This window comes from Streptococcus sp. oral taxon 061 (genome assembly GCF_964211575.1).
Classification (GTDB): domain Bacteria; phylum Bacillota; class Bacilli; order Lactobacillales; family Streptococcaceae; genus Streptococcus.
Genome location: NZ_CAXOQQ010000003.1, coordinates 1 through 12,101, shown reverse-complemented (window position 1 = coordinate 12,101; position 12,101 = coordinate 1). Strand labels below are relative to the sequence as shown.

11 protein-coding genes and 3 tRNA genes are annotated in these 12,101 nt (G+C 41.1%); 2 read left to right on the top strand and 12 right to left on the bottom strand.

Going from position 1 to position 12,101, the window contains the following annotated elements; all coding sequences use genetic code 11:
- Positions 1–84 precede the first annotated feature (84 nt).
- The 4 genes from AB8E63_RS02850 to AB8E63_RS02835 form a co-directional block, all read right to left on the bottom strand.
- Entirely contained in the window at positions 85–489 is a 405-nt protein-coding gene (locus AB8E63_RS02850; protein ID WP_036759319.1) for a PaaI family thioesterase, read from the bottom strand.
- 69 nt (positions 490–558) lie between these two features.
- Positions 559–2,040: a UDP-glucose--hexose-1-phosphate uridylyltransferase gene (locus tag AB8E63_RS02845; RefSeq protein WP_368909841.1), complete on the bottom strand. Its 1,482-nt coding sequence runs from the start codon at positions 2,038–2,040 to the stop codon at positions 559–561.
- Positions 2,040–2,699, bottom strand: a complete 660-nt coding sequence (locus AB8E63_RS02840) for an HAD family hydrolase (RefSeq protein WP_368909840.1) — start codon at positions 2,697–2,699, stop codon at positions 2,040–2,042. Before AB8E63_RS02840 ends, AB8E63_RS02845 begins: the two co-directional genes overlap by 1 nt.
- Positions 2,700–2,710: 11 nt before the next feature.
- A complete protein-coding gene (locus tag AB8E63_RS02835) occupies positions 2,711–3,889 on the bottom strand; it encodes a galactokinase (RefSeq protein WP_368909838.1) in 1,179 nt (392 codons plus the stop codon).
- A gap of 168 nt (positions 3,890–4,057) precedes the next feature.
- On the opposite strand from AB8E63_RS02835, the gene AB8E63_RS02830 reads away from it, so the two are divergent.
- Positions 4,058–5,059: a LacI family DNA-binding transcriptional regulator gene (locus AB8E63_RS02830; RefSeq protein ID WP_368909836.1), complete on the top strand. Its 1,002-nt coding sequence runs from the start codon at positions 4,058–4,060 to the stop codon at positions 5,057–5,059.
- Between the two features lie 220 nt (positions 5,060–5,279).
- On the opposite strand, the gene AB8E63_RS02825 is transcribed toward AB8E63_RS02830, so the two are convergent.
- The gene (locus tag AB8E63_RS02825; RefSeq protein WP_368910016.1) at positions 5,280–6,317 is read right to left on the bottom strand and encodes a zinc-binding dehydrogenase; all 1,038 of its coding nucleotides are present in this window, start codon (positions 6,315–6,317) and stop codon (positions 5,280–5,282) included.
- A gap of 79 nt (positions 6,318–6,396) precedes the next feature.
- Positions 6,397–7,293: a cation diffusion facilitator family transporter gene (locus AB8E63_RS02820; RefSeq protein ID WP_368909835.1), complete on the bottom strand. Its 897-nt coding sequence runs from the start codon at positions 7,291–7,293 to the stop codon at positions 6,397–6,399.
- 132 nt (positions 7,294–7,425) lie between these two features.
- Here AB8E63_RS02820 and AB8E63_RS02815 point away from each other — a divergent pair, with 132 nt between their 5' ends.
- Positions 7,426–7,977 (top strand): TetR/AcrR family transcriptional regulator, encoded by a 552-nt coding sequence (locus tag AB8E63_RS02815; RefSeq protein WP_368909834.1) that lies wholly within the window; start codon positions 7,426–7,428, stop codon positions 7,975–7,977.
- A 145-nt stretch (positions 7,978–8,122) separates the two neighbouring features.
- Here the strand turns inward: AB8E63_RS02815 and AB8E63_RS02810 are convergent, their stop codons facing one another.
- The 6 genes from AB8E63_RS02810 to AB8E63_RS02785 all read right to left on the bottom strand — a co-directional run bounded on the left by AB8E63_RS02810 (position 8,123) and on the right by AB8E63_RS02785 (position 12,086).
- Entirely contained in the window at positions 8,123–9,643 is a 1,521-nt protein-coding gene (locus AB8E63_RS02810) for an ABC transporter permease/substrate-binding protein (protein ID WP_368909833.1), read from the bottom strand.
- Positions 9,636–10,364 carry an ABC transporter ATP-binding protein gene (locus AB8E63_RS02805; RefSeq protein ID WP_368909832.1) on the bottom strand — a complete coding sequence of 243 codons (729 nt, stop codon included), beginning with the start codon at positions 10,362–10,364 and terminating at the stop codon, positions 9,636–9,638. The genes AB8E63_RS02810 and AB8E63_RS02805 overlap by 8 nt, the downstream gene beginning before the upstream one ends.
- 171 nt (positions 10,365–10,535) lie before the next feature.
- Complete coding sequence (locus AB8E63_RS02800; protein ID WP_368909831.1) at positions 10,536–11,684, bottom strand: DUF4767 domain-containing protein; 1,149 nt, start codon at positions 11,682–11,684, stop codon at positions 10,536–10,538.
- Between the two features lie 130 nt (positions 11,685–11,814).
- Positions 11,815–11,902: transfer RNA gene (locus AB8E63_RS02795), tRNA-Ser, on the bottom strand.
- A 6-nt stretch (positions 11,903–11,908) separates the two neighbouring features.
- A tRNA-Ile gene (locus AB8E63_RS02790) sits at positions 11,909–11,982 on the bottom strand.
- A gap of 33 nt (positions 11,983–12,015) precedes the next feature.
- Positions 12,016–12,086: transfer RNA gene (locus tag AB8E63_RS02785), tRNA-Gly, on the bottom strand.
- Between the last annotated feature and the right edge of the window lie 15 nt (positions 12,087–12,101).

The window sequence follows — 12,101 nt, the reverse complement described above, 5'->3', positions numbered from 1 at the left end:
TATTTTACCACTCGTCTATATTTCTATGGAACTTCATTAACAAGCTAAAATGAGTAGGATAATTTTTCCTACTCATTCTTTCTTTTATATCCTCACCTGTCTATCTTCAGACCGTTGGCCTGTGACAAACATGGTGAAGGTTGCCTTGCAGACATTTCGACCATCTTGGTTAGTGATATCAACATCGACGACACAAGTGGTACGTCCATGATGGACACATTCTCCTTTGATAGTGAGAACATCCCCTAGATTTCCAGCTTTCAGATAGTTGATAGAAGACTGGAGTGTCACTCCATCTAAGCCTAGCGAAATCACCACAAGACCACTGATTTGGTCACAAAGGGTAAATAGATAGCCCCCATGAGCATTCCCATAATAGTTGAGTGATGAGTCCACTACTTTTGTCGTTACCACAACGTGGCCATCTCTCATTTTTTCAATTTCGTAGTTTTCAAAGGCAGATATAGCGTCAAAGTGAAAATCTTTCATACGTTCCTCCTGATATTTCAAACGACACTATGATACTACTTTTCAAGACTCTGTGCAAGGGAGAAGCACTCATTCAGGTAAAACTCCAACTTGCTCGACAAAGCGCATAAAGGCTGCCTGTCCTTCTTCGGTTTGCTTGTAAACCCCTGCATCTTCCAATACCCGAGCAAAGATTTTACCAACAGATTCTTGGACAATTTCGAGAGCTTGGTCTTTATCAGTCAATCCAGGATGGGATTCTTTCAACTCATCTGCCCATTCTTGGTGATAAGTTGCGACTGATACTTCCTCTCCGACTAGATAAGCTGCTACTTGCTCTACTTCTTCCTTCAAGCGTGGGGGCAAGATTGCTAAGCCCATAACCTCAATCAAGCCGATATTTTCCTTCTTGATATGTTGGACATCCTTGTGAGGATGATAGATACCGTCTGGATGCTCTGGGGATGTTTGATTGTCCCGCAAGACCAAATCCAACTCAAACTGTCCATCTCGTTTACGGGCTATCGGTGTGATAGTATGGTGCGGAGTTCCATTGCTTTCTGCCAAGACCTGTACACTTGGATCTGAGTACTGACGCCAAGCTAGTAAGATTTTCTCAGCAAGATTTATCAAATCGTCTTTTGAATCCGACGTCAATCGAATCACAGACATAGGCCACTGAACAATTCCTGCTTTGACAGATTCAAAACCATCAAAAGTAAAGTTTTTCTGTAAAGGAGCCACTTCCATTGGGAAGACATGACGACCGCCTTGATAATGATCGTGTGTCAGGATAGACCCACCCACGATTGGTAGATCAGCATTCGAACCAGCAAAGTAGCCTGGGAACTGCTCCACAATCGCTAACAAACGCTCGAAGCTTTGGCGACTAATGGCCATGGGACGATGTTGGCTATCTAGGAAAATACAGTGTTCATTAAAGTACGCATAAGGCGAATATTGGAAGCCCCACTCCTGCCCAGAAATATCAAAACGGATAATACGGTGATTGCTTCTAGCTGGATGATTGACACGACCGTGGTAGCCTTCATTTTCCATACAAAGCTGACACTGAGGATAGCTGCTAGACTTGACTAACTTAGCTGCCGCAATCTCTTTCGGATCCTTTTCAGGCTTAGACAGATTGATGGTAATCTCCAGTTCTCCGTAGTCAGACGGTACACGATAAGCAATATTTTTTGCAATAGCCTTTAGTTTGATGTAGTCATTCTTTTGACTGAGTTGGTAGAAGTCCGCAATCGCCTGCTCTGGGGACTGGGCATAAGTAGCCCAAAAGTCACGATTAATCTGACTCGGACACGGTGTTACCAAGTCCATGAGGTCAGCTCCAAGAATTTCACGCGCAGCCAGACTATCTTCAATCGTCCCTAATCGAACGGCTTCCTCGACAAGCTGGTCTTTGAGGTCAATCAAGTTATCTTGGTCAGTCTTAACTTCGAGAACTTCATCTCCAACCAATGCTAAGACGCGATTGGTCAGATAGATACGATCCAACTCTTCAAAGCTACTTTCAGCAATGACTTTGGTCACAAATCTTTCTACTAAGGTCACTAGAAAACCTCCTTCTGACTTTCTAAATAGTCTCTAACAGCATCCAAATCCTGAAAAACTTGTTCTGTTTTATTTAAGAAAGACTGTGCTGGTATTTTTAAATCTGGAATACAAATAACTGGAATCCCAGCTCTATACGCCGCTTCAATCCCTGCTTCACTATCCTCTAGTACCAAGCAATTCTCTGGTAAAACGTTCAAATCACTACAGGCCTTTAAAAATATATCAGGGTATGGTTTGCTTCGCTTCACATCTTTTGCAAAAACTAGATGGTCAAATAGGGACAGTATACTATTGCTATCCAAGATCATTCTAGCCCGAGATTCAACACTTGATGTTGCTAAAGCGATTGGAACGCCTTCTTTTTGCAAATAAGTAAGCAAATTTTTAGCACCTTTTTTTAAATTTACACCTTGAGCTAAGATTTGAGCTTCCAGTTCATAAACTTTTGCCAAGGTTTGGTCAAAGTTCCAAGGTAAATCATAGGTGGCCAAAAATCGTTGAACATTCTCCTCTTCCCTATGTCCACTGTAGTCTCTAGAATAAGTTTCTTCTGTGAAAGGAATTCCAAAATCTCTAAGCAGTTCTTGATAAACTTTTAGAGAAATGATTTCAGTATCGGCTAATAAGCCATCTAAATCAAATATTACAGCTTCCATATCCTTCTCTCCTAATCTAAGACGCGAGTACCACCTGCAACTTCAGCGATATAGAAGCTTGGAGCATAGCCAACGACTTCCTCGTAGTACTTGCCAACAGCTGCTTTAAAGGCCTCAACCGTATATTTTTGAACCAGGGCAATGGCACAACCACCAAAACCTGCTCCTGTCATACGAGCACCGAGTACACCTTCTTGAGCCCAAGCTGTATGAACAAGGGTATCCAATTCCAAACCAGTCACTTCATAATCATGCTCGAGAGAAACATGAGAAGCATTCATCAAACGACCAAACTTGTCTAAATCTCCTGCTTGAAGAGCCGCTTGCGCTTTAAGCGTACGTTGATTTTCAAGAACAGCATGGCGCGCACGTTTCAAACGATTTTCGTCTTTGATCAGGTAGCTGTATTCATCAAAAGCCCATTCATCCAATTCACCCAAGGTTTGAATATTTAAGGCCACTTGGAGTTCTTCTACTGCTTTTTCACATTCAGCACGACGTTCATTGTACTTAGAATCCGCAAGTTCACGGCGTTTGTTGGTATTCATGATAACAACAACATTGTCCTTCAAATCAAGGGGAACCAAGTCATATTCTAAACTATTTGTATCCAGATAAATGGCACGTTGGTCTGCCCCCATACCGATAGCAAATTGGTCCATGATACCCGAGTTAACCCCAATAAAGTTATTCTCTGTCAATTTCCCGATTTTTACTAAATCTAGACGATCCAATTTTAGGTCAAAGAGGTATTCTGCTACGACACCAGTCAAAAGCTCTAAGGATGCAGATGAAGACAAACCAGCACCATTTGGGATATTCCCATAGACATAGAAATCAAAACCTTTATCAATCACATGCCCAGCTTCTTGCAAGAAATGAAGGACACCTTTTGGATAGTTGGTCCAGTTGTGCTCTTTCTCAAACTTAAGGTCAGCCAGAGGCACTTCGATGATGCCTTTGTCCTCAAAGTTTGCTGAGTAGAAACGCAACACTTGGTCATCACGCTTACGTGCAGCTCCATAAGTTCCTAGTGAGATAGCTGCCGGAAAAACATGGCCACCATTATAGTCAGTATGCTCCCCAATCAAGTTGATACGGCCTGGTGAGAAGAAAGTTTGATCTGCTTCTTGACCAAAAACAGCAAGAAAATCCTTGCGAAGTGCATCAGCAGTAAGATGTTGTGTCATATGAATTCTCCTTTGACAATTTGTTAGGTAAAAAAGTTTACCTTGTAATCGTTTTCTTCTATTGTACCCAAGGGTTTTGCTTTGGTCAACATTTTTACCGATATTTTACTAAACTATGAGTAAAAAGATAGAAAAATATGCTATAATAACCTAAAAAGGAGGGGAATTATGGCTACACTCAAAGATATTGCTCAGTTAGCCTCTGTTTCAATCGCAACTGTATCCCGTGTCCTCAATCGCGATCAGAGTCTATCTGTCACAGAAGAAACCCGACATCGTATTTTAACTGTCGCCGAAGAACTAGGTTATACCAAACATCTCAAAACAGGCGAAAGTCACAAACTTAAACAAAAGATTGCCATTATCCAATGGGTCAGCGAACAAGGTGAGTTGGAAGACCTCTACTACTACCAGATTCGACTAGGAATCGAAAATAGGGCACAAGAATTAGATTACGAAATCTTACGCTATTTCAATGATCAACCTTTTACGCTTAGCGAAGAAGTCATTGGAATTCTTTGTATTGGAAAATTTAGCCAAGCACAGATTGCATCATTTGAAGAATATCAAAAACCTCTAGTTTTTCTAGATAGTGACACCATAGCCTTGGGACACACCTGTGTCATTACAGATTTTAATAATGCTGTTAGACAGGTAGTCGATTACTTTACAGACCACGGGATTAAGAAGATTGGTATCTTATCCGGTCTTGAAACTACTACTGACCAAGAAGAAGTCATCGCAGATAAACGCTTAGATTACTTTAAATCCTATACACAAGAAAAAGGAATTTATAACGATAAATTTATTTTCCAAGGACTATTTACTGCCCAATCTGGATATGACTTGATGAAAGAGGCTATCGAAAAATTAGGAGATGAACTTCCACAAGCCTTTTTTGCAGCTAGTGATAGTTTGGCAATCGGTGCTCTTCGCTCCCTTCAAGAAGCCAGCATCAGCATACCAGAGCGCGTCAGCATTATTTCCTTTAATGATACTATTCTAACCAAGCAAGTGTTCCCACCCCTTTCCAGTATCTCAGTCTACACCGAAGAAATGGGACGTACAGGAATGGATATTTTGAACAGAGAAGTCCTTCACGGTCGTAAAATTCCAAGCCTCACCATGCTTGGAACCAAATTGACGTTAAGAGAAAGCACCTTGCATTAAGCACAACACTTGAACATAAAAAAACCTAATAGAGATTCTCAAATCCTATTAGGTTTTCTTTTTATACTCAATGAAAATCAAAGAGCAAACTAGGAAGCTAGCCGCAGGTTGCTCAAAGCACTGCTTTGAGGTTGTGGATAAGACTGACGAAGTCAGCTCAAAACACTGTTTTGAGGTTGCAGATAGAGCTGACGTGGTTGGAAGAGATTTTCGAAGAGTATTAATCCATCACAATCATAGACTTGATAGTCTTGCGTTCATCCATAGCCTTATAAGCTTGGTCGATATCTTTCAGTTTATAGCTTGAAGTAAAGACACGACCTGGATTGATATCACCATCAAGAACAGCTTTGAGCAAGAATTGCTTATCGTATGTTGTTGCAGAAGCTGCTCCACCCGCAACAGAAATATTCTGAGCAAAGGTCGAACCAAGGGCACGGTTATTATAGTGAGGCACACCAACAATTCCCATACGACCGCCATTATGAAGGACACCCAGAGCCTGTTCAACAGCCGCCTCAGTACCAACACACTCAAGTGATGCATCTGCTCCTCCTCCGAGGATTTCACGCACCTTTGCAATGCCCTCTTCACCACGTTCGGCCACAACAGCTGTCGCTCCTGACTCCAAGGCCATTTGTTGTCGATCTTCGTGACGACTCATAAGGATAATTTGTGAAGCTCCACGCATCTTAGCCGCAATGACAGCACATTGGCCAACAGCCCCATCCCCAATAACGACAACCTTGTCGCCTTTTTGCACATTAGCCACACGCGCTGCATGATAGCCAGTCGGCATGACATCAGCCAGAGTCAAGAGGGATTTAAGCATCCCTTCTGTATAATCGGACGGTTGTCCAGGGATTTTAACAAGTGCCCAATTGGCATAGTGAAAGCGGAGATATTCAGCTTGGAAATTCCCTCCTAGGTTATTTCCGATATGATTGTCACAAGAACCATCAAATCCAGCACGACAGGCATCACATTCCCCACAACCATGAGTAAATGGCACAATCACAAAATCACCGGGCTTGACCGTTGTAATGGCTTCTCCAGTTTCTTCAACGATTCCGATCGCTTCGTGTCCACTATTTTTATGTCCCGCTTTAATATCTGGATTTCGGTAACTCCATAGGTCTGAACCACATACGCAAGCACGAACTACGCGGATAATCACATCATCCGCTTCTTGAATACTTGGACGTTTAACCTCTTCAATACCAACCTGACCTGCTTTTTTATAGACTGCTGATTTCATAAACATTTACCTCTCTGTATCTAACTTACTTCAAGTATACACTTTTTATGAAGTTTTCGCTCACTTATACTACGCCACATCAATGATGATGATCGTGATCATGGCTTGCCTCTAGCTCAACCATATTGCGCTTATGGACCTGGTGGCTTGCTACATCTGCATCCACTTCAATGGTAATATTTTGAAAACCACAATCTTTGAGTAGGTCGCGAATGGATTCTTTACAAACTTCCATATGTTTGATATGCTCGAGACAAACATGAATAATGGCGTTTTTCTCCAAACCATCCATAGTCCAGAGATTGATCTGATTGACACTGGCCACATACTCCAATTGCTCCAAGTCACTCTTGACTTGTTTGATATCTACTCCTTCTGGCACAGCATCCAAGAAAATCTTGAGAGTAGACCAAAAACGTGGAATGGCTTTTGACAAGATAAAGAAGGAAATGACAAGCGACAAGAGAGGATCTAAGATATACCAATCCGTAAATCGGAGAATAATTGCCATCAGGATGACTGCTATCCAACCAAGGGTATCTTCTAGAAAATGCAGGCTAAGAATAGATTCGTTCTTTGTTTTTCCTTTACGAACCACTAAACTCGCTAGCATATTTATAGTAACCGCAATGATTCCTAGCCAGAGAATACCCTCATCATTGACAGGTTGTGGATGAAAGAGTTTCGTTATATTTCCCAAGATTACCAGAACAGATCCTGTCATCAGAATCACAGCCGTTACCATGGCCCCCAAAAGGCTAAATCGTTTGTAGCCCAAGGTGTAATGACTATCTTCTTCACGATTGGAGATTGTTTCAAGAAAGGCTGATACCCCAATTGCGATTGCATCTCCCATGTCATGAACGGAATCAGCAAGAACTGCACTGGAACCAAATACTCCTCCAGCGATAAACTCGACAATAGCATAACTCAAATTCAAGAAAAAAGCTAACCAAACTGCATGTTTTGTCTTCATAATCCTGTTTCCTCTGATATAATAGATTCATGAACATCCTGTTCATTATCATTATCTAACATTCATTACAGAAAGGATAGGAGCAAACTGTTTACTTTATAAGATACTGAACAGTTTGTTCAAAGTGTCCATATGACTAGTCAAGATCGTCGCATTAGCAAGACTCGAAAAGCTATCTATCAGGCTTTCTTGCACTTACTCAACCAAAAAGACTACGAAGCCATCACCGTTCAGGAAATCATAGACCTTGCTGATGTAGGGCGCTCAACTTTTTACAGCCATTACGAGAGTAAGGAGTTACTACTGGATGAACTCTGCCAAAAGCTCTTTCATCATCTCTTTGAGCGTGCTGAACACCTATCCCCACAAGACTACCTGGCCCATATCTTTCAGCATTTCAAAAAAAATCAAGACCACGTAACCAGTCTCCTTTTCTCAAAAAATGACTACTTCCTCCGTCAATTACAGAAAGAGCTAGAACATCATGTTTACCCCATGGTAGCAGAGGACTTGCAAGTTTCCTATTCTAATATTCCTACTTCCTATCTCAAGCATTTTGTCGTAACTAACTTTATCGAAACATTGACCTGGTGGCTGAAAAAGGGGAAATCTTATAAAGAAGACCAAGTAGTGAGATTTTACTTAGACGTCATGGAAATGAAGTCTGAAAAAAAACTACTCTAGTTCTTACACTTTTAATTCTATTAGATTAGCTAATTGTATTTATTTCTTGACTTAAACTTACACAAAAACCCATCCTGCACAAAAGCAAGATGGGTTTATCATTCTAACTTATTTGAACAAGTTCGTAGCTAAAGCTAACTAGAGTTTACTTCTTCAGCAATCCTTCCTGGACTAGAAAATCACGCGCCACTTCTTCAGCTGATTTACCTTCCACACCAACCTGATAGTTCATCTGACTCATCTGGCTCTCGGTGATTTTACCAGCTAGTTTATTAAGAACAGCTTCCAACTCAGGATGTTTTTCGAGTAATTTAGCTTTCATGAGTGGAGCGCCCTGGTATGGAGGGAAGAGTTGTTTATCATCCTCCAAAACCACTAAATCATAGCGAGCAATTTCAGCATCTGTTGAGTAAGCATCTGTAATTTGAATGTCCCCTGACTGGATGGCTTGGTAGCGAAGAGCTGGCTCCATGGTTGCCACATTGAGATTCAATCCATAAACAGACTGCAAGCCCTTGTTTCCATCCTCACGGTCATTAAACTCTAGAGTGAATCCCGCCTTGAGCTGTCCTTCTACTTTTTTCAAGTCTGAAATCGTCTTAAGCCCATATTCTTGCGCAATTTTTTTAGGAACTGCTATAGCATAAGTATTTTGATAAGCCATGGGTTTAAGAAAGGCTAGTTGATCCTGTTTGGCAATACCATCACGAGCCACCTCGTAAACCTTTTCCGGGTCATGCCCAATTTGTGGAGATGATTGGAGGAGACTCTCTGTCACTGTTCCAGAAAATTCTGGATAGATATCAATGTCCCCTTTTTTCAGCGCTTGATAAAGGAAATCTGTCTTCCCAAAGTTAGGCTTGACCGTCACCGTCATATCCGTATTTTCCTCGATGAGAAGTTTATACATATTCATGAGAATCTCAGGTTCAGGTCCCAACTTCCCAGCAATGACGAGATTGTCTTTCTCATTATGTGGAATGATGCTTGGAACATAACTAACTCCCAAACCAAGGACCATGATAGCAAAGGTCGAAACAATCATACGCAACTTTGCCTTTTCCAAGTATTTGAGAATGACATTAAAGAGAATGGCCAAGATGGCTGATGAGATTGCTCCGATTAAAATGAGACTAGCATTCCGACGATCAATTCCCAAAAGGATAAAGGAGCCCAATCCACCAGCTCCCACAAGAGCTGCTAGAGTCGCTGTACCAATGATCATAACGGTCGCTGTTCGAACCCCCGATACAATGACAGGCATGGCAAGTGGAATTTCAAACTTCTTGAGTCGCTCCCACTTGGTCATCCCAAAAGCAATCCCTGCCTCCTCAAGACTAGGATCAATGCCGTTCAGGGCTGTGATTGTATTTTCCAAAATCGGGAAAATAGCGTAAATGACCAGGGCTGTGAGTGCTGGTAAGGTTCCAATCCCCATGAAAGGAATAAAGAGCCCCAACAAGGCCATTGAAGGAATGGTCTGGAAGATACCCGCAACTTGTAGCACCCAGGTCGCTGCTTTTTTGTGACCATTTAGAAAAACCGCAAGTGGGATGGTCAGAAAAATAGCGACCAATAAGGTCAAAAGAGATAATTGTAAGTGTTGCCCCAGAGCAGTTACCCATTCACTAAATCTCTCCTGAAAGGTTGAAATGAAATTAGACATGAAGGCCACCTCCAAACAAGTTTGCTACAAAGTCTGTCGCAGGTGCTTGTAAAATTGTTTCAGGTTTTGCAACCTGGCGTATTTCTCCATCCTGTAAAACAGCTATTCTATCGCCTAATTTCAAGGCTTCGTCTGTGTCATGAGTCACGAAGATAGTGGTCATACCAAACTCTTTGTGCAATTTTTTAGTCAGAGCCTGCAACTGCTTGCGAGAAATGGCATCGAGAGCAGAGAAAGGCTCATCCATCAGTAAGATTTTTGGCTCTGCAATGATCGCCCGCACAATGCCAATCCTTTGTTGCTCCCCACCCGATAATTCGCTTGGTAAACGATGAGCATAATCTGTAGCGGGCAGACCTACCTTGTCTAAGAGTTCTTCTGTTTTAGAGGCTATTTGTTCCTTACTCCAGCCCTTCATCTCAGGAATCAGTGCAATATTCTCAGCGACAGTTAGATTTGGAAAGAGAGCAATGGCCTGCAAAACATAACCAGTAGAAAGACGTAACTCCCGTTCATCATAGTCCTTGATCCGTTTTCCATCCATGTAGATATTGCCATCAGTCGGCTCCAAGAGACGGTTCACCATCTTGATCATGGTTGTCTTTCCAGATCCTGAAGGACCCACTAGCACCATGAATTCTCCATTTTCAATGCGGAGATTGACATCTTTTAAAATGTCCTTATCCGTGTAGCGCAGGACTACATTTTTATATTCAATCATATTCTTCCTCACCATCTCCTTAAAAGCTAAGATCCTTATCTCACTTTTTATAAGAGTGTAATCATCATTATAATATTGTAATACTAGATATTACATCTGTCAACGATTTTGATTTGAAATCATATATAAGAAAAAGAGCTTGGCTAAGGCCAAACTCTCCATTATGATTGATTATTCTTCTTCTACCAAACGTTTAAACTCTGCTTGGATTTCTGTATTTTCTGTTGGTTTTAAGTACATGATTCCACCATTTGTCGTTGATGAATGAAAAACAATCACTTCTCCTGTTTTAGTTATCGCAAAGAAGTAACTATGAACATCCGGGTATTTATCCCAATTACTATAACGCTCTACTATTCGGTACTGGGCATTTCCTAGACCTGTATCCGTATACTCAGCATTCATTTTCTCACTTGGTCCATCATCCCTAAGTGTATAGAGGTGGTCAGCCCCCACATCTCCTCCTGCGATTCCCTTTTGGTAATTGGGTTGTCCTAGTCTTTCTCCCCAGCCCTTTATAAAAGCTTCTAGTTTGGCAGATTTGTTGGGATTCCATGGTGCTTTTTGCTTTTCTCCCGAAATGGTCGTGCTAGTAGATCTTTCAAATTTCTGCCAATCTAGTTGCTTGAAGCTCATTAATTCAGCTTCTGTCTTATCAAAGTCAGAGTGTAAACTTTTATTCCCAGGAACTCGAATATCCTGTTCTTGTAGTTTACTTGCAACTTGCTGGTTTAAATTCAGATGATAGAGTACTCCTCTACCTTCTCCTGTACCAGAGGACCAACTTAATTCCAGGATATCACCACCCTTATAGATATTCATAGAATTTCTAGCACCACCATGGCCGGCTACAAAACCTTCTGCTAAAAGTATCGGTTTCTCATTTACAAGATAATAAAGACCCGAAATAAAATAATCACCATTAGATTGCTCAACGCCTACTAATAATTCCTCTACACCATCTTGATTAAGATCCGCATAAGCATAACTCATCTTATCTGATTGAAAAACCGCATTTTCAAGAGACCAACTATTGATAGGGCGTTCAGTGCCTTGTAAACTCTTATAGAGATCAGCGATTGCATTTACTTCCTTCGGTGTAGAAAGTATTTTTTTATAATTATCAAAAACTGGCTTGTAGAATTCTTTAAAATTTTTCTTAGACTCTACGGAAGTTTGTTCATTAGTATTAGATTGACTAACAGTTGTTGATAGCCTAAGCCCCTGATTAGAATTTTCGGAGTTATGATTACTACAGCCAAACATAAAAAAACTCATGAATAGAACTAGCAAGACTCCTAAAATACCCTTTTCTTCCATAAAAAACTCCTTTAAAGTTATCTAATTATTGTAGTGACTTCACTTATATTATATCAAATGTTTAAGAGTTATAAAAAAAAATAATATAAGACTAAGGAAATAAAAAAAGAGCTATAAAGCTCTTTAATTACGGAGAATAAGGGATTCGAACCCTTGCGCCAGTTACCCGACCTAACGATTTAGCAAACCGTCCTCTTCAGCCTCTTGAGTAATTCTCCTATTAATGGGCACGAGTGGACTCGAACCACCGACCTCACGCTTATCAGGCGTGCGCTCTAACCACCTGAGCTACGCGCCCAAGTTAAAAACTTGGTACTTGAACAAAGTTCAAAGCGGGTGACGAGAATCGAACTCGCGACAACAGCTTGGAAGGCTGTAGTTTTACCACTAAACTACACCCGCATAGTATCATATTAA